General features: G+C 59.7%; 19 protein-coding genes. 14 read left to right on the top strand and 5 right to left on the bottom strand.

The window, feature by feature from the left end; all coding sequences use genetic code 11:
* Positions 1-16: 16 nt before the first annotated feature.
* From mgtA to PSELUDRAFT_RS16870, 5 genes are all read right to left on the bottom strand, one after another.
* Positions 17-2,572, bottom strand: a complete 2,556-nt coding sequence (gene mgtA, locus PSELUDRAFT_RS16890; RefSeq protein WP_088967938.1) for a magnesium-translocating P-type ATPase — start codon at positions 2,570-2,572, stop codon at positions 17-19.
* Between the two features lie 317 nt (positions 2,573-2,889).
* Positions 2,890-4,038 carry a branched-chain amino acid ABC transporter substrate-binding protein gene (locus tag PSELUDRAFT_RS16885; RefSeq protein ID WP_088967937.1) on the bottom strand — a complete coding sequence of 383 codons (1,149 nt, stop codon included), beginning with the start codon at positions 4,036-4,038 and terminating at the stop codon, positions 2,890-2,892.
* 144 nt (positions 4,039-4,182) lie between these two features.
* The gene (locus tag PSELUDRAFT_RS16880) at positions 4,183-5,676 is read right to left on the bottom strand and encodes a CoA-acylating methylmalonate-semialdehyde dehydrogenase (protein WP_088967936.1); all 1,494 of its coding nucleotides are present in this window, start codon (positions 5,674-5,676) and stop codon (positions 4,183-4,185) included.
* 59 nt (positions 5,677-5,735) lie between these two features.
* The gene (locus tag PSELUDRAFT_RS16875; RefSeq protein WP_088967935.1) at positions 5,736-7,145 is read right to left on the bottom strand and encodes an FAD-binding oxidoreductase; all 1,410 of its coding nucleotides are present in this window, start codon (positions 7,143-7,145) and stop codon (positions 5,736-5,738) included.
* 32 nt (positions 7,146-7,177) lie between these two features.
* Complete coding sequence (locus PSELUDRAFT_RS16870) at positions 7,178-7,552, bottom strand: cupin domain-containing protein (protein ID WP_088967934.1); 375 nt, start codon at positions 7,550-7,552, stop codon at positions 7,178-7,180.
* 116 nt (positions 7,553-7,668) lie between these two features.
* Between PSELUDRAFT_RS16870 and PSELUDRAFT_RS16865 the strand changes: the two genes are divergently transcribed.
* From PSELUDRAFT_RS16865 to PSELUDRAFT_RS16800, 14 genes are all read left to right on the top strand, one after another.
* The gene (locus PSELUDRAFT_RS16865; protein WP_088967933.1) at positions 7,669-8,592 is read left to right on the top strand and encodes a LysR family transcriptional regulator; all 924 of its coding nucleotides are present in this window, start codon (positions 7,669-7,671) and stop codon (positions 8,590-8,592) included.
* Positions 8,593-8,714: 122 nt separating this feature from the next.
* Positions 8,715-9,524, top strand: a complete 810-nt coding sequence (locus PSELUDRAFT_RS16860; RefSeq protein WP_088967932.1) for an AraC family transcriptional regulator — start codon at positions 8,715-8,717, stop codon at positions 9,522-9,524.
* A gap of 118 nt (positions 9,525-9,642) precedes the next feature.
* Complete coding sequence (locus PSELUDRAFT_RS16855) at positions 9,643-10,710, top strand: low specificity L-threonine aldolase (RefSeq protein ID WP_088967931.1); 1,068 nt, start codon at positions 9,643-9,645, stop codon at positions 10,708-10,710.
* A 102-nt stretch (positions 10,711-10,812) separates the two neighbouring features.
* Entirely contained in the window at positions 10,813-11,211 is a 399-nt protein-coding gene (locus tag PSELUDRAFT_RS16850) for a RidA family protein (protein WP_088967930.1), read from the top strand.
* A gap of 51 nt (positions 11,212-11,262) precedes the next feature.
* Positions 11,263-12,192 carry a pyridoxal-phosphate dependent enzyme gene (locus PSELUDRAFT_RS16845; RefSeq protein ID WP_088967929.1) on the top strand — a complete coding sequence of 310 codons (930 nt, stop codon included), beginning with the start codon at positions 11,263-11,265 and terminating at the stop codon, positions 12,190-12,192.
* A gap of 565 nt (positions 12,193-12,757) precedes the next feature.
* The gene (locus PSELUDRAFT_RS16840; RefSeq protein ID WP_157725167.1) at positions 12,758-13,258 is read left to right on the top strand and encodes an Lrp/AsnC family transcriptional regulator; all 501 of its coding nucleotides are present in this window, start codon (positions 12,758-12,760) and stop codon (positions 13,256-13,258) included.
* Between the two features lie 38 nt (positions 13,259-13,296).
* Positions 13,297-14,844, top strand: a complete 1,548-nt coding sequence (locus tag PSELUDRAFT_RS16835) for a hydantoinase/oxoprolinase N-terminal domain-containing protein (protein WP_088967927.1) — start codon at positions 13,297-13,299, stop codon at positions 14,842-14,844.
* Positions 14,841-15,977 carry a DUF917 domain-containing protein gene (locus PSELUDRAFT_RS16830; protein ID WP_088967926.1) on the top strand — a complete coding sequence of 379 codons (1,137 nt, stop codon included), beginning with the start codon at positions 14,841-14,843 and terminating at the stop codon, positions 15,975-15,977. The genes PSELUDRAFT_RS16835 and PSELUDRAFT_RS16830 overlap by 4 nt, the downstream gene beginning before the upstream one ends.
* A 49-nt stretch (positions 15,978-16,026) precedes the next feature.
* Complete coding sequence (locus PSELUDRAFT_RS16825) at positions 16,027-17,145, top strand: extracellular solute-binding protein (RefSeq protein WP_088967925.1); 1,119 nt, start codon at positions 16,027-16,029, stop codon at positions 17,143-17,145.
* Positions 17,146-17,250: 105 nt separating this feature from the next.
* The gene (locus PSELUDRAFT_RS16820) at positions 17,251-18,741 is read left to right on the top strand and encodes a DUF3138 family protein (protein ID WP_088968551.1); all 1,491 of its coding nucleotides are present in this window, start codon (positions 17,251-17,253) and stop codon (positions 18,739-18,741) included.
* 251 nt (positions 18,742-18,992) lie between these two features.
* Entirely contained in the window at positions 18,993-20,129 is a 1,137-nt protein-coding gene (locus PSELUDRAFT_RS16815; protein WP_088967924.1) for an ABC transporter ATP-binding protein, read from the top strand.
* Positions 20,126-21,034 (top strand): ABC transporter permease subunit, encoded by a 909-nt coding sequence (locus tag PSELUDRAFT_RS16810; protein ID WP_088967923.1) that lies wholly within the window; start codon positions 20,126-20,128, stop codon positions 21,032-21,034. Before PSELUDRAFT_RS16815 ends, PSELUDRAFT_RS16810 begins: the two co-directional genes overlap by 4 nt.
* Positions 21,031-21,870 (top strand): ABC transporter permease subunit, encoded by an 840-nt coding sequence (locus PSELUDRAFT_RS16805; protein WP_088967922.1) that lies wholly within the window; start codon positions 21,031-21,033, stop codon positions 21,868-21,870. The genes PSELUDRAFT_RS16810 and PSELUDRAFT_RS16805 overlap by 4 nt, the downstream gene beginning before the upstream one ends.
* Before the next feature lie 190 nt (positions 21,871-22,060).
* On the top strand, positions 22,061-23,531 hold a 1,471-nt coding region (locus PSELUDRAFT_RS16800; RefSeq protein ID WP_088967921.1), incomplete at its 3' end, for a DUF3138 family protein.

Genomic DNA, 23,531 nt, shown 5'->3' with positions numbered 1-23,531 from the left:
CAGCGTGCGCCCGGTGCTAGCGTTTTCTTGCCGCGTACCAGCGGTAAAAGCCCTGTTTTACCCATTCCACGATGAGCAGGTAGGCAAGCACCATCAGGCCGAGGAAGAAATAGAACCTGCCCGGTGGCGGCACAAAGCCGAAGTGCTGGCCGAGCGCGCTGAGCGGCAGCAGCAGGGCGATGCCGACAATGGCCAGCGAGGTGCTTGCCAGCAGCGCATGCGCACGGCTTCGCAGCGGGTTGCCGCGGGTGCGGATGATGAAGATCACCAGGATCTGGGTGCACAGCGATTCGACAAACCAGCCGGTTTGAAACAGCTGCTCATTGGCCTTCAGCACCACCAGCATGAGGTAGAAGGTCAGGAAGTCGAATACCGAGCTGATCGGCCCGATCACCAGCATGAAGTTGCGGATGAAGGCCATGTCGAGCACGCGCGGGTGGCGGGTTTCCTCGGCATCCACCATATCGAACGGAATCGGAATCTCCGAGATGTCGTAGAGAATGTTGTTCAGCAAGATCTGGGTGGGCAGCATCGGCAGGAAGGGCAGGAACAGCGAGGCGCCCGCCATGCTGAACATATTGCCGAAGTTGGAGCTGGTTCCCATCATGATGTATTTCATGATGTTGCCGAAGGTGCGGCGCCCCTCGCGCACGCCAATATGCAGCACGTGCAGATCGTGCTGCAGCAGCACCATGTCGGCTGCCTCCTTGGCAACGTCCACGGCGGAGTCTACCGACAGGCCGACATCCGCCGCATGCAGCGATGGCGCATCGTTGATGCCGTCGCCCAGGTAACCCACCACGTGGCCGCGGGCCCTGAGTGCGCGAATCACGCGCTCCTTCTGCGCCGGGTTCACCCGGCAGAAAAGGTTGGCCGCATCCACGCGCGCCTGCAGCGCGTGGTCGTCCAGCTCGGCGATTTCCCGGCCGGTCATGACGCCGGTGACGGTGGTGCCCAGCCGGGCGCAGACATGCCGCGTCACCAGGTCGCTATCGCCGGTGACGATCTTGATGCCGACGCCGGCATCGGCCAGCGCCGCCAGGGCGGCGGCGGCACTGGCCTTGGGTGGGTCGAGAAAGGCGGCGAAGCCGGCCAGCACCAGCTCGGTTTCATCGCTGACTACCGCGTGGTTGTGCTCGCGGGGCACCTGCCGCCAGGCTATGCCCAGCACCCGGAAGCCGTTTTCTTCCAGGCCGTGATACTGCTGGCGGATGCCGGCCACGGTCGCCGCCTCCGCAAGCGGCTGCTGCGTGGCGCCGGTTTCGTAATGGCGGCACAGCGCCACGATTTCATCCGGGGAGCCTTTCACCACCAGCCAGCGTTCGCTGCCATTGTCGATGAGCACCGAGACCCGGCGGCGCTCGAAGTCGAACGGCACCTCGTCGATCTTGTTCCAGCTGCTCACGTCGATGTGGCTGTGCTCCAGAATCGCCTCGTCCAGCGGGCTTTTCAGGCCGGTTTCGAAATAGCTGTTGCAATAGGCGAGCTGCAGCACCCGCTCGCTGGGCTGGCCGGCGGCGTCCACATGCTGTTCCAGACGGATCTTCGCCTCGGTCAGCGTGCCGGTCTTGTCGGTGCACAGCGTATCCATGGAGCCCAGGTCCTGGATGGCGGACAGGCGCTTGACCACCATCTGCTGCCTGGCCATGCGCAGTGCGCCGCGCGATAGCGTGACCGAGATCACCATGGGCAGCAGCTCGGGCGTCAGCCCCACGGCAAGAGCGACCGCGAACAGGAAGGATTCCAGCCACGGCTTGTGAAAGAAGGCGTTCACCAGCAGCACGAACATCACCATCAGCATGGTCAGCCGCATGATCAGCAGGCCAAAGTGGCGGGCGCCGATATCGAAAGAGGTGGGCTCGGCAGGGCGGGCAACGCTGTCGGCGATTTCTCCCAGCGCCGTATTCGCGCCGGTGCCGACAACGCCTACCCGCGCGCTGCCGCTGATCACCGAGGTACCCATGAACACCGCGTTGCTGGCGTCCTGGATGTCGCTGGCGCTGTCCGGCAGCGCGCCCGGTTTCTTCTCCACCGGAAACGACTCGCCGGTGAGCAGCGCCTGCTTGACGAAGAAGTCGCGCGCTTCCAGCACCAGGCCATCGGCCGGAATCAGGTCGCCCGCCGACAGCAGCACGATGTCGCCGGGCACCACCTGGCTGATCGCTACCTGTTGCGGCTTGCCATCCCGCAGCACGGTGGTCCTTACCGCCACCGACTGGCGCAGCTTCTCGGCGGCCGCATTGGCGCGGTATTCCTGAACGAAATCCAGGGTGACGCTCATCAGCACGATGCAGCTGATGATGAAAAAATTGGTGACATCGCCGCTGAAGGCGGAGACGGCGCTGGCGGCCAGCAGGATCAGCACCAGCGGGTTCTTGAAGCGGGATAGGTACTGCCGCAGCAGGGAATGCCTGCGGTGCTCCCGCAGCAGGTTGGGGCCGAAGCGGGCAAGCCGGGCCGCAGCCTCATTGCCCGACAGACCGTTGGCCATGCTGCCATTGGCGGCATCAAGGTTGGCCGCATGCTCGGCAGGCGGCGTCAGCCACCAGGGTGGCAACTTGTTAGCGGGCATGGTGCGATCGCCTGTTCATGTCGTTCCGCGGCGCGGGCCGTGCAAGTGCGGCTGGCTGCTGCTGGATTGACTATCGGCTACGCGGCGGCCGGCCGCCACCTGCCGCCTTATCGGCCGGCCTGCCACAGGCTACCGGCAGCGGCATGCACATTACCTTTGCCTTGGCTGCGCTTGCGCGGCAAAGCGGTCTTGATTGCCGCCAGGCCAGGGGCGTCATGCCGGGCTGGAGCGGAAGCGGGCAGAAAGCCTGCACGACAGAAAGCAAAGGAGCCTGGCAGCGCAGCTACCAGGCTCCGTCAGGATAAAAAGCCGAACGCTTATTTGCTCTCGGAGATGGCTACGGGCTGCCCGGATTTGAAGGTATACACCGTAATCGGAGAGTTCTTGAGGTCGCGTTTTTCATCAAACTGGTAAGTGCCGGCCACACCCGGCTGGTTCAGTGCCGCCAGGGCGGCACGGTACTGTTTCGGGTCCACCGAATTGGCCTTCTGCATGGCTTTGGCGATGATGTTCATGCCGTCGAAAAACGAGGCCGCATAAGTCAGCGGTTCAATGCCATAACGCCGCTTGTAGTCGGTAACAAACTGCTTTCCTTCCGCCGTCTGCTCAAGCACAGGGCCGCCCTGCGGGCAATAGACATTACCGTCTACCGTATCGCCCCCCAGCTTGGCCAATTCCTCGTTGCAAATGGCATCGCCGCCCAGCAGATAGCCCTTCAGTCCCAGCATTTTCATTTGCCGGCGCAACGGCCCGCCTTGCGAGTAGTAGCCACCGTAGAATATCCCGTCGGGCTTGCTGGCCTTGATCTTGGTCAGAATGGCAGAGAAGTCGGTGGCCTTGTCGTTGGTGAACTCGCGGGCGACCAGCTGAATGCCGTTCTCCCGGGCGGCCTTGATGAATTCGTCTGCCACCCCCTGGCCGTAGGCCGTGCGGTCATCGATAACGGCGAAGGTCTTGGCTTTCAGCTTGAGTGCGGCAAAAGTGCCCATCCGGGTGCCCAGCTGGGTATCGCTGGCGCCAATGCGGAAGATGTAAGGGTAGCCATTCATGGTTACCCGGGGGTTGGAGGCCACCGTGGTCATCACGATGCCGGCGTCGTTGAGCAGCTTGGAGGTAGGAATCGCCACGCCGGAGTTGTAGGGGCCCAGCACGGCTTTCACGTTGGCGTCGATGAGGCGCTGCGCCACGGTCATGCCGGTGCGCGGGTCTGCCGCATCGTCTTCCGACAGCAGTTCAAAGCGCAGCTTCTTGCCGCCGACGGTGATGCCTTGTGCATTCAGTCGATCCAGCGCCAGTTTCACGCCGTTTTCGTGGTCCTTGCCGATGGCCGCCTGCGAGCCGGTCAGCGGCCCGGTGAGTCCGATCTTCACATCGAGTTCGCCGGCGGCGAAACTCATCAGCGGCAGCATCCCCACCGCCACGGCAACGGCAAACTTCGATCCATATTGACGATTGCGAACCATCATCTCTCTCCTTTGTAGATATGGTCATTGGCACACAGGGGGCCGCCAATGATTTCTGCCCGGCCAGCGCATCGGGCGGCGCTGGCTGGCAGATTGCGCAGGTACGAGCGGGTGGTGCTTTACCCTCCCGTACCCGATTTCGACCTGTCAAAGACTCGGGAAGGCAAACTGTGAAGCTTCGTGGCTGGCGCGCCGCGGCCAACGTTGGGTGATGGCCTTGCGGCGGGTGTAGAAGCGCACGCCGTCCGGGCCGTAGGCATGCAGGTCGCCGAACAGCGAACGCTTCCAGCCGCCAAAGCTGTGGTAGGCCACCGGCACCGGTAGCGGCACGTTGATGCCCACCATGCCCACTTCGATCTCGTCGGCGAACAGGCGCGCGGATTCACCGTCGCGGGTGAAGATGCAGGTGCCGTTGCCGTATTCGTGGGCGTTGATCAGCGCGATGGCGTCTTCCAGGCTGTTCACGCGTACCACGCACAGCACCGGGCCGAAGATCTCTTCCTTGTAGATGCGCATGTCCGGGGTAACGCGGTCGAACAGGGTGCCGCCCACGAAGTAGCCATTGTCGTGGCCGGCCACGCGGTAGCCGCGGCCATCCACCACCAGCCTGGCACCGGCGGCCACGCCGTCGTCGATGTAGCCCACCACCTTGTCGCGGGCGGCGGCGGTAACCAGCGGGCCCATGTCCAGGCCGCAGCTGGTGCCGGCGCCGATCTTCAGCGCCTGGATTTGCGGTTCCAGCTTGGCGATCAGCGCATCGGCCACCTGGTCGCCCACGCACACCGCTACCGAAATGGCCATGCAGCGTTCGCCGCAGGAGCCGTAGGCGGCGCCCATCAGTGCGTTCACCGCGTTGTCCAGGTCGGCGTCCGGCATCAGCACGGCGTGGTTCTTGGCGCCGCCCAGTGCCTGCACGCGCTTGCCGCGCTTGGTACCTTCGGCATAGATGTACTCGGCAATCGGGGTGGAGCCGACAAAGCTCAGCGCCTTCACTTCCGGCGCCTCGATCAGCGCGTCCACCGCTTCCTTGTCGCCCTGGATGACGTTCAGCACGCCCTTGGGCAGGCCGGCTTCATGCAGCAGTTGGGCGATCAGCAGGGTGGAGCTGGGGTCGCGCTCGGACGGCTTGAGGATGAAGCAGTTGCCGCAGGCGATGGCCAGCGGGTACATCCACAGCGGCACCATGGCCGGGAAGTTGAACGGGGTGATGCCGGCCACCACGCCCAGCGGCTGGAAGTCGCTCCAGGCATCGATATTGGGGCCGACGTTGCGGTTGTATTCGCCCTTGAGGATTTCCGGTGTGCCGCAGGCGTATTCCACGTTCTCGATACCGCGCTGCAGCTCGCCGGCGGCATCTTCGATGGTCTTGCCGTGCTCCTGGCTGATGAGCTGGACGATGCGTTCCTTGTTCTGCTCCAGCAGTTGCTTGAAGCGGAACATTACCTGCGCGCGCTTGGCCGGCGGGGTGTTGCGCCAGGCCGGAAAGGCTTGTTGTGCCGATTCGATGGCGGCGCGCACGGTTGCGCGATCGGCCAGCGTGATCTCTTTAATCACGGCACCGGTTGCGGGGTTGAAGACGGCAGTTTTACGCGTGCCGCCATCTTGCAGCTGGTTATCGATGAGGTGATGTTGGGTAGTCATGAGTTTCTCCTCTCAAGTGGTTGACCCGGTTGTTGTTATGGGTAGAACGTCCAGAAAACCTAGCGCATCAACAGCGCCAGTGACTTGCTAAGGTTGGCCGCAAGGAACCGGCTTACCCCTGAAGAGCTTGGGCTTTGATAGAGGCTTTCTTCCCAGGAAAACGCGGAGAGAATGGCTCTGGACGCCAGCCATTTGAAAGGCTCGGGCTCCCACGATTTCAGTGCCGTATCGATGGATTGATTGTTGAAAACCCACGGCATCCGGGTAAGTGGGGTGTCCCGTTTCAGAATCAGGTCGGCAAGCGTTCTGCCAAACAGGTGGGAAGGGCCAACGCCCTGGCCGCCGTAGCCGCCGGCGGTGGCGATGCCGGTTTGCTCGTTGAAAACGGCATGCGGTGCAAACTGGCGCGGCATGCCGAGCGAGCCGCCCCAGCCATGGGTGATTCTCACGCCCTTCAACATCGGGAATAAGTCGTACATCAGTTGTTCCCGAATGCGGAATTCCGGGTCGCTGAGCTGGAAATCACTCCGTGGTTTTGCGCCATAGACATAGCCGCCGCGCGCGCCAAAAATCATGCGGTTGTCGCTGGACCTCTGGCCATAGCTGATCATCCGTCCGCCGTCGCAGAATGCCGGCTTGTCATCCAGGCCGATTTCACGCCATTTGGCGTCTGATAATGGCTCGGTGGCAATGATCAGGCTCTGCACCGGGATAATGTATCTCCCGTAATCGCCCACAGTGCTGGAGTAGCCCTCCAGCGCTGGCACGACAATGTTTGCCTTGACACGGCCATGCTCGGTTTCAATAACGCCCGGAGCAATTGACGTTACCCGGGTCTGCTCATAGATTTTTACGCCGAGTTTCTCCACCGTCGCGGCGATGCCCCTTACCATTTTGGCGGGGTTTACTGTTGCACAGTGCTTTTTGAAAACGGCACCGTAGCCATTGCGCAGGCGGATTTTTTCATCCAGTTTTTTGGCATCCAGCCACCAGCAGTCATCTTCGGTATGGCCGGCAGCATAAAGCTGCTGCAGCAAGTTGCGCTGCATGCATTCCTGCTCGGGAAAACGTGCTGCCGCATAAATCACGCCACCTTTATGGAAGTCGGCATCAATTCCTTCTTTCTGCAGCGTCTCTCCGATTTTGTCGACGTTTTCAAACAGCAGCTTGCAGCATTTCCTGCGCTCTGCCATCGGCAGCGGGGCCATGTATTTTTCCAGCCCGGTGATATACCCGGCCACCCAGCCACCATTACGGCCTGATGCACCATAGCCGGCAATATCCGCTTCCAGTACCGCCACATTCAGTTGTGGAGACAGCTTCTTGAGATAATACGCGGTCCACAGACCGGTATAACCAGCCCCTACAATTGCAACATCCACATCAACCGGGCCGGGCAATGCGGCTCGTGGTTGAGGTTCGTCTGCCATTGTGCTGAACCAGAAACTGGTATCCCGGTACATTTTCATGACATTTCCTTTGAACACATGTTTGCCGCAAGCTATGCAGCAGGCTCGCATTTGGCGATGACAAAGTATTTGCGGACCGCAGTGACCGATTCCCAAATGCCATCGAAACCAGGCTCCACGATGAACGCATCACCGGCCTGGAAAGTGCTGCAGTTACCTGCCTTGTCAGTCAGCTTGACCGTACCCTCGATGACATAACAAAACTCCATCTCGTCGGGGTGGGTCTTGAATTTGCTGAAGGGGGCCGACTCCCAGATGCCACAGCTGACACTTCCGTTAGCTGCGCTAAGGAAAGGCCAGGTCACGGTGCTGCCGGAGCCGGACAGCAGGATCTCTTGCGGCGTACCACCGGCCACGCCGGCAAGCACACCATCGGTACTCAGGGGTTTGACATATCGTGCAGACATCGGTATCTCCTACAGATGAAGGGTGAGGGCTGGGCCTTCTGTAGCTGCAGTCTGCGATTCCGATGGTCACAGTTAAATACAAACTTCGTGTTATTTACTTAAGGAAGCTCTAAGGTATGGCAACTTCCCGGATGCACTTTACCGGTCAGCTAAGCGATCTCGATCTGCGCCACCTGCGGGTCTTCAAGACAGTTGTGGAGTCCGGTGGCTTTGCTGCGGCGGAGGCCGAGTTGAATGTGACTGGCTCTGCCATCAGCCAGAGCATGTCGGACCTGGAAAGACGCTTGGGATTCAAGCTCTGCAATCGAGGGCGCTCGGGTTTTTCCCTGACTGAGGCAGGCAAGCAGACATATGAAACCACGCTTGAACTTTTGTCGTCACTGGATGCTTTCAAGAATCAAATCAATGCCATTCACTCTCTTCTCAAGGGTGAGTTTAGAATCGGTATTACCGATAATCTGATCACCATGCGGCGGATGCGCATTGTGCATTCCTTGCAGGCACTGAAGCGCCAGGCACCTGATGTCACGATAAATATCCGGATGCTGCCACCGAATGAAATCGAGAAGGGTGTGCTTAATGGCGTATTTCACGTTGGCATGGTGCCCAAGTTCCGGACATGCGTCGGCCTGGATTACCACCCGATGTACGATGAACAATGGGGCTTGTACTGTGGCGAAGAGCACAGCCTGTTTTCCATTGCGGACCAGGATATGAGCCCTGAAATGGTTTTATGTGAAGATGCCATTTCGACAGCCTATGCCCAGCCGGATGACATCAAGGAGCAATTTTCCAGGTTCAAGTCGACTGCCGTGGCCAGCGATAGGGAAGGAACGGCTTTCTTGATCATGACAGGCTGCTATATTGGTTTTTTGCCGACGCACTATGCAGAACAATGGATTTCGCAAAACACCATGCGCAGAATATTGCCGAATGAATTTTGTTTTACGGTGGAATATGTTGCCATCACCAAGCCGCAAATCGATGGCAATCTGATTCTCGGCAACTACCTTGAGGCACTGAAAAGTACCAGCGTGTAAGGGATGTCGGCCCCATTGGCGCCGGCATATACTTGACGGGCCAAGCGGGGGCGGGTGCTTCTGGCTGCCTGAAGCCAGATGAGCTGTCCCTGTTCCAATATTTCCAGCAACCAGAATCTGCAATGAGCGATGGCGTAGCGTACAAGCGACTGGCCGACCTGCCCGGGCTGGTGCTGAGTGTCGGCCACTTCGAAGCGTTCAGTTTCGATCGGCATTACCACCTTGATTACCATGTCGGGCTGGTCACTGCCGGGGTGCAGCGCCAGTGTTTCAACGGCAAAACCGTGCTGCTCGGGCCGGGGTGTATTTCCCTGATGCCGCCTGGTGAGATTCATGATGGCGTGGGCGAGGGCGGTGATGCCTACACGCTGAAAACCTTCCGCCTGTCGCGGGAGCTGCTGCACAGCGTGGTGGGCGAACTCACCGATGCCGATGGCGAGCCGGAGCTGGCCGGCATGCTGCTGGAAGACCCGGCGCTGGCCGGCCACCTGCTGCGCCTGCACGATGCGCTGCAACTGAGCACTGATGCTTCCTCCCTGGCGCTGCAGTCTGAATGGCTGTCGCTGCTGTATTTCCTGCTTGCCCGCTCGCGCGCCATCCGGCCTCTGGCGGTCAAGGGCGCGCTGTCTGCCCTGCAGTGGCGACGGGTCAGGGATTACTGTCTCGGCCACCTGGCCGAAAAAATCACCCTGGATGAACTGGCCGCCCTCTGCGGGCTGGGCCGCTTTCACTTCCTGCGCCAGTTCAAACTCACCGTGGGCATGACGCCCTATGCCTGGTTGCTGCGCCTGCGGCTGGAACAGGCCTGCGGCTTGCTGGCGCGCGGCAGGCTGAGCATTGCCGATGTGGCGCAAGGCGTGGGCTTCTACGACCAGAGCCATTTCAATCGCGCCTTCCGCCAGGCATTCGGTGTGGCGCCGTCCGGCTACTGAGCAGGCGGCCTCGTTGCCTGGCCGGGCAGGTCAATTTTTTACAAGTCAGTGTTTTTGCCACTCTCTAGGATGCGCCTCAGTGCGGGATGTGTTGTCCCCTTGCGATCAGGAGTGGTGTATGGACGTTCAGCAAGCGCTTTTCGATGCCCGGCCGGAGCTGGGTTTTTCCAGCGACAACATTGCCGGCGCCGCGCCGGAAATCATTGCGGCCATTGCCGGCTGCAACGCCGGCCAGGCCAACCCCTATGGCGGTGACGATGGCACGCAGCGGGTGCGGCAGCAGCTGTGCGAGCTGTTCGAGCACGAGCTGGACGTATTCCTGGTGCCCACCGGGACTGCGGCCAACGCCCTGTGCCTCAGCACGATGTCGCCACCATGGGGCAGCGTGTTCTGTCACCCGGGCAGCCATATCAACAATGACGAATGTGGCGCGCCGGAGTTTTTCAGCCATGGCGCCAAGGTCGTCACCGTGGATGGCCCCTCATCCAAGATCGATGTCGAGCAGCTTGCCAGGGCGGTTCGCGTGAAAGTGGGTGACGTGCATGCCACCCAGCCGGCCTGCGTCAGCATCACCCAGTCCACCGAAGTGGGCAGCATCTATTCGCTGGACGAACTGGGCGCCATTGGCGAGGTATGTCGCTCGGCCAGGGTCGGCCTGCACATGGATGGTTCGCGCTTTGCCAACGCGCTGGTGACGCTGGGCTGCTCGCCAGCGGAGATGAGCTGGAAAGCGGGGGTACAGGCGCTGTCGCTGGGTGCTACCAAGAATGGCGCGCTGGGGGTGGAGGCCATCGTGCTGTTCGACAGGCAGCTGAGCGCCAGCATGGGTTTTCGTCGCAAGCGTGCCGGCCATCTGTTCTCGAAAATGCGCTTTCTTGCGGCGCAGATGGAAGCCTATTTGCAGCAGGACCTGTGGCTGCGCAATGCGCAGCAGGCAAACGGTATGGCGCAACGGCTGGTGCAGGGGCTGCAGCGCATTCCCGGCGTGGAAATCCTGGGCGATATCCAGGCCAATATTGTGTTCTGCCGCCTGCCGGCCGCACTTACCGCCGGGCTGCTTGCCGCCGGCTTCGTGTTCTATCACGACCGCTGGGCGCCGGGCGTGGTGCGCTTCGTTACCTCTTTCGCTACTCGGGCGGCGGATATCGACAACTTGCTGGCGCATGCGCGGCGACTGGCTGCATAGCCCGTGCCATGGCCCCGCCAGCTGGCTGATGGGGCCGGCGCAAGCCAGCGTCTATATTTCCGGAACCAGCCACAGCGCGCCTAGCGACAAGGAGCCCGCAACATGAGCCAGACCATCACCCGCTTCAGCAGCAGCCTGCCTTTTCCGTTCTCCCGTGCCGTGCAGGCCGGCGGCTTCCTGTTCCTGTCCGGCCAGGTGTCGATGTCGGAGCAGGCGGAGCCGCTGCGGGGCGATATCACCACCCAGACCCGCAACATCATGGCGGCCATCGAGCGTACCTTGCAGTCCTGCGGCGCCGAATTGAGTGCCGTGGTGAAGGTGACGGTGTGGCTGTCCGATATGCGGCACTTTGCCGAGTTCAACCAAGCCTATGTCACTTATTTTCCCGCCGGCTTCCCGGTGCGTTCGGTGGTCAGCGCCAGGTTGGCATTCGATCTGGATGTCGAGATCGAGGTGCAGGCGCTGGCCCCTGTTCCGGATGCTGTCACTGCCACGCCGTGAATGAATGTCCATGCTCCCCGGTCTGATGTCGCCACCCAGAAAGTCATTGCCATGAATCTGCACTTCAACACCCCGCTGCTGGAATCCCGCCCGCTGAGCGTGCTGACCGGCCAGTCCGTCTGGCTCAAGCTCGATGCGCTGCAGCCAGCCGGCTCGTTCAAGATCCGCGGCATCGGGCACGCCTGCAGCGTCTACCAGCAGCAGGGCGCGCGGCGCTTTGTTTCCTCCTCCGGCGGCAATGCCGGGCTGGCTGTTGCCTATGCCGGGCGCTGCCTGGGCATTCCGGTAACGGTGGTGGTGCCGGAAACGACTACCGAGCGTGCCAGGGAGCTGCTGCAGCTGGAAGGGGCCGAGGTCATCGTGCACGGCAGCTCCTGGCAGGAGGCCAACCAGCACGCGCAAACCCTGCTGGGCGCCACGGATGCCTTTTTGCATCCGTTCGACAACCCGCTGCTATGGCAGGGCCACGCCACGCTTGTCGATGAGATCGCCCAGGCGCAATGCAAGCCGGATGCCGTAGTGCTGGCAGTGGGCGGCGGCGGCTTGCTTTCCGGCGTGGTGGCCGGCCTGCAGCGCAATCACTGGCATGATGTGCCGGTGGTGGCGGTGGAAACCGAGGGCGCGGCTTCGTTCCATGCAGCCTTGCAGGCCGGGCATACCGTGGAGCTGGAGCGCATCAACAGCATTGCCACCTCGCTGGGGGCGAAGCAGGTATGCGAGCAGGCCATGCATTGCGCCAATACGCATCCGATACAGAGCCTGGTGGTGTCCGATTACAGTGCGCTGGCCGCCTGCGAGCGCTTTCTGGCGGACCATCGTTTGCTGGTGGAGCCGGCATGCGGCGCAGCGCTGTCCGTTGTCTACGAGCGGCATCCGGCGCTGGCGAATTACCACCGGCTTCTGGTAGTGGTATGTGGCGGTGCCACTGCATCTATCGACCAGATTCGCAGCTGGGCCGGCCAGCTGGCTGCCCGGCAGTAAGGGGTGGCGTGGCAGGTGAGTCGCTCCTGGTTTGCTAGATGCATCTATGGCTGCTTTCAGGTGCGAAGCAGTCATTGTTCGTCTAAGGCAAAATGGCTGCTTATGCCGACGATCTGCCACTGACCCTCCTCGGTCGGCTGCTGGTCGGCCGAGGCCGAGCTTCGGACCTTCAGCAGGGAGAGTCCACTCATGGCCACAGATCGGACATTTGCATCTGCCAGATGCCCAATGCCGCTATCCCCCTTCAAGAATCCCCATCTTTGATCGCCCGCGGTACCACCATTCCCGCCAGAGCTGATTCCAAGTCAGTTTCACTGCTCAAGCCTCGCCTTTCCTTCCGTCCGTGATCGCCATTGCCACTGCTGCAATCGCATGTGGCATGCTCAAGGCATGCCACGGAGCCCTCTAAAAATTTCCGCATTCGGAACATATTGGCAACACAAATTCCGTTTTCGGAAATATTTCTTTGACGGATAAACGGTGCAGATGTACTCTGGCCTCAGATGGTCCCATGTGTGGCATGGCCGGCTTGCCGGCAACCTGAAACAGAAAGAGGGAAACTGAAGTGGCAGAAGAATACAAACTCGATGAAATGGATCTGGCCATCGTAGATGCGCTTGGCGACAACGGCAGACTCTCGCCTTCAGAGATCGCATTGAAGATCGGGGATATTTCCGAGCGGACCGTACGTACGCGTCTTGCCGCCCTGATCGAGAACAAGCTGATTTACGTCGGAGCGATGTCGGATCCCTCCGCACTTGATTCAAACGTGCTCGCTGACGTGGTAGTTGACGTTGAACCAGGAAAGGTGTCGGAAGTAGCTGACCGTTTGGTTGACTATGAATGCATTAACTATGTGGCCATTACATCCGGTGGGTATTCCATCGCATTGGCAATGTCGGCCAAAACCAATCTCGAATTGATTGAATTCGTTGATACCGTCATCGGGAGAATACCCGGTGTGCGTGCAACAAACGTGGTCATCCTGCTTTCGATCCTGAAGACATTCGGCTGGACGACGAAGTCAGCTGAAAAGCTGAGGGCGAAATTGCGGGAAGAGAAATAAGCCGAGTCGCATCACTCGATACCACTGGAGGAGAATAAATGTACAGAATCGGGATCGACGTGGGCGGCACGAACACAGATGCCGTCATTCTCGATGGACAGCGAGTTGTCGAGAGCGCAAAGCTCTCAACGACAGAAGATGTCATAACGGGGGTCACTTCCGCTCTTGAATTTGTGATGGGAAAGGCAAACGTGTCGGCGGACAGTGTTTCGGCCGTCATGATTGGCACCACGCATTTTCTCAATGCCCTGGTAGAAGGGAGCAACCTCAATAAGGTTGCGGTGCTTCGTCTTTGTGGAAATTCCACAATGTCGTTGCAACCAATGGTTGACTGGCCACCTGTGTTGAAAGGTGCAGTATCCGGCTACGTGTGCACCTTGCCTGGTGGCGCGGAATATGACGGGTCGCCCATTACGGCTTTGGACGTTGGTCTCTTGCGGGAAGCATGCCAGGAGATAAAAAGGCTCGGCCTGGACAGCGTCGCAATCAGCTCCGTATTTGCGCCGGTGAAAGCGGACGATGAGATATTGGCGAAGGAGATCGTCCTGTCCGAGATCCCCGGCGCAAGGGTCACCATGTCGCACGAGGTCGGCCGTCTCGGTTTATTGGCACGGGAAAGTGCCTGCATTCTCAATGCCTGCCTGCAGAACCTTGGCAAGAAAACCTTCTCGGCGTTCGAAAGTGCCTTCTCGGAGCTCAAGCTGAACTGCCCGCTCTTTCTGACCCAGAATGACGGGACATTGATGAGTGCATCCTACGCCGCGCAATTTCCTATTTTCACGATGGCATCCGGCCCGACCAATTCCATGCGTGGGGCGGCCTTCCTGTCCGGATTGAAGAACGCGATCGTGATCGATATTGGCGGGACGACATCAGACATCGGCCTCCTGGTCGACGGCTTCCCCAGGGAAAGCACACAAGGGGCGGAAGTTGCCGGCATCCGGACAAATTTCAAAATGCCGGATGTCTTTTCCATCGGTCTGGGCGGCGGCTCAATCGTGGATAAGGTCGGAGAAACCCCGGTCATTGGCCCTGTTTCGGTCGGTTATCGGCTGAAGAAAAAGTCCCGGATATTCGGCGGGGATACGCTTACGGCAACCGATATTGCCGTTTCTCACGGCCTGTTCAAGTTGGGTGATGTAAGCGCGCTGGCCGATCTCGAGCAGTCGTTCGTCAGCCGTGCCGTAGACAAGATGCAGGAGATGCTCTCGTCGGGCGTGGAAAGAATGAAGCCAAGCAAGCAGGAGATCCCAATCATCCTTACTGGCGGAGGCTCGGTCCTGGTCAAGGGTGAGCGGATCGGCGAATGCCGGGTAATCCGTCCACCACATTACGCTGCAGCTAATGCGGTTGGTGCTGCCATAGCCCAGGTTTCTGGCGAGGTCGACAAGGTCTACGCGCTGGAGCGCGAACATCGCGACCTGGCGCTGGAAGCCGCCAAGAGCGAGGCCAAACGGAAAGCCATTACGGCTGGAGCCAATCCCGACACGGTCGAAATTGTGGAGGTGGATGAGACGCCCCTGGCCTATCTGCCGAACAACGCGACGCGTATTCGTGTGAAAGCCATCGGAGACTTGCTGGCATGAAAAACTGGATTCTGAACGAACAAGACCTGGATTACATCGCACTGGGAGCGGCAGTCCTGGGCACTGGCGGCGGTGGCAACTCCTACCTCGGCAAATTGCGTGCACGTGAACAACTGCGTGCCGGCCGGACCATAGCGGTGATGTCGCCGGCAGCGTTGAATGACGACGATGCCATCATCTGTGTCGCCGGTATTGGGGCGCCGACGGTGGGTTTCGAGAAAATCGAGGAAGGGCAGGAATGTCTGCGTGCCTTCCGGGCAGTGGAGAAGGAGTCGGAGATCCGGGCCCGGGCCTTGATGACCGATGAAATCGGCGGGTCGAATTGCTTCGAGCCGATGATTGTTGCCGCGCTCACCGGACTGCCAGTGGTTGATGCCGATGGAATGGGGCGGGCTTTCCCGGAAATGCAGATGAGCACCCTGGCAATCGCCGGCTGCCCGGTTGCCCCTTTCGCACTGGCTGACGACAAAGGCAATGTGGTGGTATTCCACAATGTCATTTCGTTCAACTGGCTGGAAAAACTGGCGCGTGCCAACACAACGGCAATGGGCTGCTCGGCCGGGTTCGCGCTTGCACCGATAACCGGGCTCGAAGTCAAACACCACGGCGTCCATCACACCATCAGCCAGGCCTGGCGTTTGGGTAAACAGATCAGCGATGCGCGCGCAAACAAGGAAGACCCGATCCGTGCGCTACTCGCCGAAAACAACGGCCGACTGCTCTTCAAAGGCAAGATTTCGGATGTAAGCCGTACTACCAGCGGTGGTTTTGCTCGCGGCCGGGTGGAACTGGACGGGCTGGAGTGTCAGGCAGGTCTGGGCATGGAAATCGACTTCCAGAACGAGAACCTGATTGCCCGCATCAACGGCAAAACCGTGGCCACCGTTCCCGACCTCATCTGTGTGCTGGATTCCGAATCCGGCCAACCGATAGCGACTGAGGAAATCCGCTTTGGCCTCCGGGTATCGGTCATCGTGCTGCCTGCCTCGCCGCTCCTGTGTACTCCGCAAGCGCTGGAAGTTGTCGGTCCAGGAGCATTCGGATACGACGTGGACTACAAACCGGCCGCCGATTTCATCAAGCCTCTTCCACGCCATGGTAGCCCCAGCCAGCCGGAACTGATTGCCGGCTAAATCCTGATACGCGGTTTTGTCTTGACCCACCTCAGCAAGGACAATTCAAATGAAGCAATCCGCAACACGCCTTACCTCCCGCTGGATTTGCACCAGCATGCTGTCTTCTCTTCTCGCCATAAGCGGTAGCGCCAGTGCCGGGGACGATAATACGCTGAACGTCTACAACTTCTCGATGAATATCGGCCACGACACTGTACGAAAATTCGAGAAGGAAACCGGAATCAAGGTCCGCTACGACATTTACGACTCCGACGATACGCTGCTGACCAAGCTGATGGTTGGCCACTCGAATTATGATGTGGTCTTCCCCAGCAGCAGTTACTTCCTCAAGGAGATGGGGGCCGGACTATTTGCCAAGCTCGACCCGAAGAAGCTTCCCAATGCCAAAAATATCGATCCTCAGATTCTTGCGCTGATGAACCTTGATGCCAAGGGCGCCTACCAAGTGCCGTATATCTACGGCGTGACCGGCGTGGCGTACAACGCCACGGAAATCAGGAAACGGCTTGGCAATGAGGCTCCGATCGACAGCTGGGATCTGATTTTCGATCCCAAGTGGGTGAGCAAGCTCAAGGGCTGTGGTGTTTCCATGGTCGATAGTGGCTCCGAGGCCGCAACCGATGTCATGCTCAAGCTCCGCTTGAACCCCAACTCCAAATCGCCCGCCGACTATAACGCGGCCTTTGCCCAGCTGAAAAAGATTCGCCCGTACGTCACCCAATTCAATGCAACGACATACATCGATGAAATGGCCAGCGGCGGCCTGTGCGTTTCCACCGCATTCTCGGGTGATGTGTTGACCGCGAAACTGCGGTCGAAGGAAGCCGGGCATCCGGTCGATCTGAAGTTCGTGATTCCGAAGGAAGGCGCCCCCTTGTGGATGACCCTGATGGCCATTCCGGCTGATGCGCCGCATATGGAAAATGCACTGAAGTTCATCAACTTCCTGCTACGCCCGGAAATCGCGGCAGAAATCACCTCCGAGATCAAATTCCCGAGTGCAGTGAAGGCTGCCCGTAGCCTGGTCTCGCCCGATATTGCCAATGACTCGATGATTTACCCCACCGACGCGGACCGCCGCCGTCTGACGCTCGAACAGGACGTTCCTGCGGCGATCACCCGCCAGATCAATCGGGAATTCTCCGAATTCAAAGCCGGCCGATAACAGCCGGAATCCCTGATATTTCCTGAAATAAATGCCCGATGCCTTCGTGCAACGGGTGTGGGGATCGTGCGTCCTTAAATCCTGAAAATGACAAAGGATGAAAAGATGAAAAGACTGATCAGCATTGCAGTTATTGCGGCGCTGCCACAGATAGCATCAGCAGATGCAGCGGCTACGGATAACGAAATGGCGGCACGACTGGATGCCATGCAGCGAAAAATAGACGCGTTGGAGAGCGCGCTTAAAAACACCGGCATTACAACATCCGATCAGCAGTCGCGCGATGACGAGACTGAGGATATCAAACAGAGGTTGAATAAGCAGGAGCTGCTGGTGCAATCGCTGACCGACGCCGCCAATACGGGGCCAATCGCAGGGTTGTCGGTAACAGGGTATATAGATCCGGTTTATATCTATAACCGCAATGCAAAGACTAGCGGTTTCTCCTTCATGAACCATGCCAACAACTACACGTACTTCAACAGCTCCATCGGGGACGTGTTCCTGGATATCAAGAAAACGTTTGGCACCGGGCCGACGGCACCTTTCGTCGACATACAGCTGGAGCCGAACCGGGGTGCAGGGAACGTCACCCTGGATGGCGCAGCGGGAGGAGGCATATTCAATACCGCACAGGTTACATTTCCTCTGGATGAAACGAACCAGTTTGTGGCGGGTTTGATGCCTGGTCTTTCCGGCTACGAATACCAGTCATCCAACCAGTTTCCCACCTTGACACATAACCTGCTCTACGATTTCAGCGCGCCAGGGTATTTTGCTGGCGTCGGATATAACGGCTCGACCGCTAGCGGAGATTACTCGTGGAAGGTTTTGCTTGGAAACGAGCAGAACCGCACTCATCCTAACTCCGTGCTGGACGCTAACGGCGGCTCCCATAGCAACCGTAATCCGACCCTGGCCTGGAGAATCGATAAGGTGAAAGGTCTGTGGGATTGGGGGTGGTCGGCGGCAGTTGGCAAACAGTCAGTTTATACCGGCAATGCGCAGAACAGTTGCCAGGAGGGCAGTTTCGGCCTGAACTGCCTCAGCAATAGCCCGTTCACGCCATATATGTACACAGAGTTCGATGCGAGCTACGTCGCGGCTGATTTTACGTTCAATGCCGAACTGGACTTGGGCCGGCAAAAATCAGCCGCGTGGAATGGTGGAGATGCGGATTGGTGGGGTTTCTCGCTGCTGGCTTTGCGCAAGTGGCGGTTCGAGCCGCTCGGCCTCATTGGTAGCTCCCTGAGGTTTGACTATCTCGATACAAGCCGGAACGGTGGCGGCGCAGGCACCACGTTTACGGGGGGTAGCGCTCTGGACGGGATGCAGGCGTCCGCTGGCACTGATGGCGTGAACGGCTTTGGCATCGCCCCGAGTTGTCTGGCGTCTTCCCCCAACAACGGGCTGGAATGCCGTGGCGCCAGGCGCCAGGACATCGCGCTTGATTTCATGCTTTATCCGACGTCCAACGTTACCGTGAAGTTTGAATACAGGCACGACTGGGCAGATTTGCCGGTTTTCCAAAAGAGCGATGGATCCTGGAGCAAAAGTAACGACGTGATTGGCAGCTCCTTTATTTATTCATTCTGATCCGTAGGCGGTATTTCTCCTTTGGCCCTGCACTGTGACAGATGCAGGGATTTTTTTCTCCGGAAGTTTTCGGCGAAGAAGATGCTGCTTCTCATCAGGTGGAAAGCAGCCGATATCTTGAGCCTGGAAAACAGGCCACCAAGTCGTTTTTGCAATATCTAATTTCAACAGTCCCTGCGCCTGTTTCAGACAAGCGTAAAGGGGAGGGCTGTACCTTTATTTCTATACAAAGAGGTAGGGAAGAGAAAATCATGAGCAAAGCCATGAGTCGTTTGGAGCAGGATGCCATCCGTGGCGCCAAGACCGGTTTTATCGAAGTCATCGATGTGGTTAAGAAGTTCGGCGACGCGACTGCCGTCAATCATGTGAGCCTGAGCGTGGCCAAGAACGAGCTGTTCGCTCTGCTGGGGAGCTCGGGGTGCGGTAAATCCACCCTGCTGCGCATCCTCGCCGGCTTCGAAACCGCCACCTCCGGCCGCGTGCTGATCGATGGCGACGATCTGGCCAAGATCCCGCCCTACAAGCGCCCGGTCAACATGATGTTCCAGTCCTACGCGCTGTTCCCGCACATGAGCGTGGAAAGCAACGTCGCGTTCGGCCTGAAACAGGAAGGCGTACCGAAGAACGAAATCCAGGAACGCGTCGACAACGCGCTGGAACTGGTGCAGATGCGCAAGTTCGCCAAACGCAAGCCGCACCAGCTGTCCGGCGGCCAGCAACAGCGCGTGGCGCTGGCGCGCAGCCTGGTGAAGCGTCCCAAGCTGCTGCTGCTGGACGAACCGATGTCGGCACTGGACAAAAAAATCCGCCAGGCCACCCAGATGGAACTGGTGAACATCATCGAGCAAGTGGACGTGACCTGTGTGATGGTGACCCACGACCAGGAAGAAGCCATGACCATGGCCAGCCGCCTGGCGGTGATGAACGAGGGCAAGATCATCCAGATCGGCACCCCGCACGAAGTGTACGAATACCCGAACTGCCGCTTCTCCGCCGAATTCATCGGCTCCACCAACCTGTTCAAGGGCCGCGTGGTGGAAGACGAGCGCGACCACGTGTACGTGGAAACCGATGACATGCCCAACCGCCTGTACATCAACCACGGCATCACCGGCCCGCAGGGCATGGAAGTGAGCGTGTCGGTACGCCCGGAACGCATCCAGGTGGCCCGCAGCAAGCCGGACACCCCGTACAACTGGGCGCAGGGCGTGGTGAGCAACCTGGCCTACATGGGCAGCTACACCCTGTTCCACGTCACCCTGGCAAACGGCAAGGTGGTGATGGCCAATATGCCTAGCCTGGCGCTGCTGCGCGACGATGCCCCGTCCTACGGCGACGAAGTGTTCGTTAGCTGGGCCGAATCCAGTTCCGTGGTGCTGACAAAATGAACAAGTTGCTCAAACGCTGGCTGCCTTCGGGCCGCACGGGGGTGGTTGCGTTCCCCTTTGTCTTCCTGCTGATCTTCTTCCTGGTGCCGTTCCTGCTGGTGCTGACCATCAGCTTTGCCCAGCTGCGCCTGGGGGTACCGCCGTATACCAGCCTGCTGGACATCCAGGACAACATCGTCAAGATCACGCTGAGCCTGGATCACTACCTGTTCATGCTGCATGACGACCTGTACNTGGCCACCTATCTGTCGTCGGTGAAGATGGCCGTCGTCTCCACCCTGCTGTGCCTGCTGATCGGCTACCCGATGGCGTACTACATCGCCCGCGCCTCGGAATCCAACCGCAACACGCTGATGATGATGGTGATGCTGCCGTTCTGGACCTCCTACCTGATCCGCGTCTACGCCTGGATCGGCATCCTGAAGAACGACGGCTTCCTCAACCAGTTCCTGATGTGGCTGGGGGTGATCCACGAGCCGCTGCGCATCTATCACACCAACTGGGGTGTGTATATCGGCATGGTGTTCTCCTACCTGCCGTTCATGATCATGCCGCTGTACGCCCACCTGGTGAAAATGGACCTGCGCCTGCTGGAAGCGGCCTACGACCTGGGCGCCAAGCCGTGGAAGGCCTTCCTGCAGGTAACCCTGCCGCTGTCCAAGAACGGCATCATCGCCGGCAGCCTGCTGGTGTTCATCCCGTCGGTGGGTGAGTACGTGATTCCGGAACTGCTGGGCGGCTCCGACACGCTGATGATCGGCCGCGTGATGTGGGAAGAGTTCTTCAATAACGTCGACTGGCCGATGGCGTCCGCCGTGACCTGCGCGATGGTGCTGCTGCTGTTGCTGCCGATGGCACTGTTCCAGCACTACCAGGTGAAAGAAATGGAAGGGGATCACCAATGATCAAGCCGAGCAAACCGCTGTCCTACACCGTGCTCGGGCTGGGCTACGCATTCCTGTATCTGCCCATCGTCCTGCTGGTGCTGTACTCGTTCAACGAATCGAAACTGGTCACCGTGTGGTCCGGCTTCTCCACCAAGTGGTACGCCGCGCTGCTCAATGACGACGAACTGCTGAGCGCCGCCTGGCTGAGCCTGAAAGTGGCCATCCTCACCGCCTGCTCCTCGGTGGTGATCGGCACCGTGGCCGGCTACGTGCTGGCGCGCTTCGGCCGCTTCCGCCTGTTCACCCTGTTCGCCGGCATGATCAACGCGCCGCTGGTGATGCCGGAAGTGATCATCGGCATCTCCATCCTGCTGCTGTTCGTCAACATGGAGCAGCTGTTCGGCTGGCCGGAAGGCCGCGGGCTGACCACCATCTGGATCGGTCACACCGTGCTGTGCGTGTCCTACGTGGCCATCGTGGTGCAGTCGCGGGTACGCGAGCTGAACATGTCGCTGGAAGAAGCGGCGATGGACCTGGGCGCCACCCCGCTGAAGATCTTCTTCGTGATCACCCTGCCGCTGATCTCGCAGGCGCTGGTCTCCGGCTGGCTGCTGTCGTTCACCCTGTCGCTGGACGACCTGGTGACCTCGGCCTTCCTGTCCGGCCCGGGCTCCACCACGCTGCCGATGGTGATCTTCTCGCGGGTACGTCTGGGTCTGAACCCGGAAATGAACGCCCTGGCCACCCTGTTCATCACCGTAGTGACGGTGGGCGTGGTGCTGGCCAACCAGTTCATGCGCGCCCAGGAACGCCGCCGCGCCGAAGAAATGCGCCTGGCGTTCGTGCAGGAATAAACACAAGCAGGACCGTCAAAGGTTGGCCGCATGCGGCCAGGCTGAACCTGTTGCACCGCCCTTGCGCCTCGCGGAAGGGCGGTGCAATGCAAACAGCAAGGCGGCCAACCTTTGGTTGATAGGTGTACCAAGTTGGGAGCGGCCATTGCCGCCCCCGCCCAAGAAGTCTTGGACAACCAGGGGAGTAACCATGAAGAAGGCACTAATCGCGGCCATCATCGCCAGCCTGCCCGCCGCGGCGTTTGCGGATAGCACCGCCGACCAGATCAAGCTGCTGCAGGAACAGCTGAAGGCCCTGCAACAGAAGGTCACCGAGCTGGAACAGGCCAAAGCGGCCCCGGCCGCCAACGCTGGCGAAGACGATGACAATGCACCGGCCAGACTGACCCAGGGCGAGCTGCAGGAAATGAAGCAGAGCCAGGCCAACACCAAGATGAAAGTCGACGCCCTGTCGCAGGCGTCCGACGAAGGCCCGCTGGCCGGCCTGAGCATTACCGGCTACCTGGACCCGGTGTACATGTACAACCGCAACGCCGGCAGCTCGTCGTTCAACTTCGTCAACCACAGCTCCACCTATGCCTACGACAACAGCTCGTTCGGCGACGTGTACCTGGACATCAAGAAAACCTTCGGCGTCGGCCCGATGGCCCCGAGCATCGAGTTCAGCCTGCTGCCCAACCGCGGCAACGGCAACACCCTGCTGAGCAACGATGGCGGCAGTATCGGCAACAATCCGATCAACACCGCGCAGATCAACCTGCCGCTGAACGAATCCACCACCTTCGTGGCTGGTCTGATTCCGAGCTTCGGCGGTTACGAATACCAGCAATCCAACCAGATGCTGACGCTGACCCACAACCTGCTGTACGACTTCAGCGACCCGGGCAGCTACGTGGGCGCCGGCGCCAACTACAGCACCGGCAACTGGGCCTGGCGCTTCTTCGTCGGTAACGAACAGTACCGTACCAAGGGTGCCAGCGTGACCGACAGCAACGATGTCCAGCACAGCAACAAGACCCCGACCATCACCGCCCGTGCCGACTACACCTGGTCCAGCGCGCTGGATCTGGGCTGGTCCGTCAACGCCGGCCGCCAGACCCTGCTGACCCCGACCGACTCTTCCACCGGCAAACCTAACTGTGCATCCGGCAACACCGGCTTTGGCGCGCAATGTACGGCCAGCTCGCCGTACAGCAACTACTACTTCACCGAAGTGGATGCCACCTACACCCTGGCCGACACGCAGTACAACGCCGAGCTGGATTATGGCGTGCAGAAGAAGGCCGCGTGGAATGGTGGCGATGCGCGCTGGTACGGCCTGTCGCTGCTGGCGCACCGCAAGTTCTCCACCGAGCTGTTCGGCCGCATGGGCGTGACCGCGCGTTACGACTACCTGAACAACAGCAAGAATGGTGGCGGCGGTGGCGGCATCGTGCTTGATTCCACCAGCGGCATGGATGGTTACAACGGCTTTGGTATCGACCCGACCTGCCTGGCCAACAGTGCCAACAGCGGCTTTGACTGCAAGGGCGCCAACCGTCAGGACATCGCGCTGGATCTGCTGTTCTACCCGACCGATCAGGTAACCGTGAAGATGGAATACCGTCACGACTGGGCCAACCAGGGTGTGTTCCAGAAGGCCGATGGCAGTGCCAGCAAGA

The sequence above is a fragment of the Vogesella sp. LIG4 genome (assembly GCF_900090205.1).
Classification (GTDB): domain Bacteria; phylum Pseudomonadota; class Gammaproteobacteria; order Burkholderiales; family Chromobacteriaceae; genus Vogesella.
Note: the sequence above shows the minus strand (reverse complement) of the source record. Positions and strands in the feature narration are given on the sequence as shown.

Excerpts from the sequence above, each read along its gene's own strand:
- mgtA (WP_088967938.1), bottom strand. The coding sequence starts at position 2,572 with ATGCCCGCTAACAAGTTGCCACCCTGGTGGCTGACGCCGCCTGCCGAG.
- PSELUDRAFT_RS16885 (WP_088967937.1), bottom strand. The coding sequence starts at position 4,038 with ATGATGGTTCGCAATCGTCAATATGGATCGAAGTTTGCCGTTGCCGTG.
- PSELUDRAFT_RS16880 (WP_088967936.1), bottom strand. The coding sequence starts at position 5,676 with ATGACTACCCAACATCACCTCATCGATAACCAGCTGCAAGATGGCGGC.
- PSELUDRAFT_RS16875 (WP_088967935.1), bottom strand. The coding sequence starts at position 7,145 with ATGAAAATGTACCGGGATACCAGTTTCTGGTTCAGCACAATGGCAGAC.
- PSELUDRAFT_RS16870 (WP_088967934.1), bottom strand. The coding sequence starts at position 7,552 with ATGTCTGCACGATATGTCAAACCCCTGAGTACCGATGGTGTGCTTGCC.
- PSELUDRAFT_RS16865 (WP_088967933.1), top strand. The coding sequence starts at position 7,669 with ATGGCAACTTCCCGGATGCACTTTACCGGTCAGCTAAGCGATCTCGAT.
- PSELUDRAFT_RS16860 (WP_088967932.1), top strand. The coding sequence starts at position 8,715 with ATGAGCGATGGCGTAGCGTACAAGCGACTGGCCGACCTGCCCGGGCTG.
- PSELUDRAFT_RS16855 (WP_088967931.1), top strand. The coding sequence starts at position 9,643 with ATGGACGTTCAGCAAGCGCTTTTCGATGCCCGGCCGGAGCTGGGTTTT.
- PSELUDRAFT_RS16850 (WP_088967930.1), top strand. The coding sequence starts at position 10,813 with ATGAGCCAGACCATCACCCGCTTCAGCAGCAGCCTGCCTTTTCCGTTC.
- PSELUDRAFT_RS16845 (WP_088967929.1), top strand. The coding sequence starts at position 11,263 with ATGAATCTGCACTTCAACACCCCGCTGCTGGAATCCCGCCCGCTGAGC.
- PSELUDRAFT_RS16835 (WP_088967927.1), top strand. The coding sequence starts at position 13,297 with ATGTACAGAATCGGGATCGACGTGGGCGGCACGAACACAGATGCCGTC.
- PSELUDRAFT_RS16830 (WP_088967926.1), top strand. The coding sequence starts at position 14,841 with ATGAAAAACTGGATTCTGAACGAACAAGACCTGGATTACATCGCACTG.
- PSELUDRAFT_RS16825 (WP_088967925.1), top strand. The coding sequence starts at position 16,027 with ATGAAGCAATCCGCAACACGCCTTACCTCCCGCTGGATTTGCACCAGC.
- PSELUDRAFT_RS16820 (WP_088968551.1), top strand. The coding sequence starts at position 17,251 with ATGAAAAGACTGATCAGCATTGCAGTTATTGCGGCGCTGCCACAGATA.
- PSELUDRAFT_RS16815 (WP_088967924.1), top strand. The coding sequence starts at position 18,993 with ATGAGCAAAGCCATGAGTCGTTTGGAGCAGGATGCCATCCGTGGCGCC.
- PSELUDRAFT_RS16805 (WP_088967922.1), top strand. The coding sequence starts at position 21,031 with ATGATCAAGCCGAGCAAACCGCTGTCCTACACCGTGCTCGGGCTGGGC.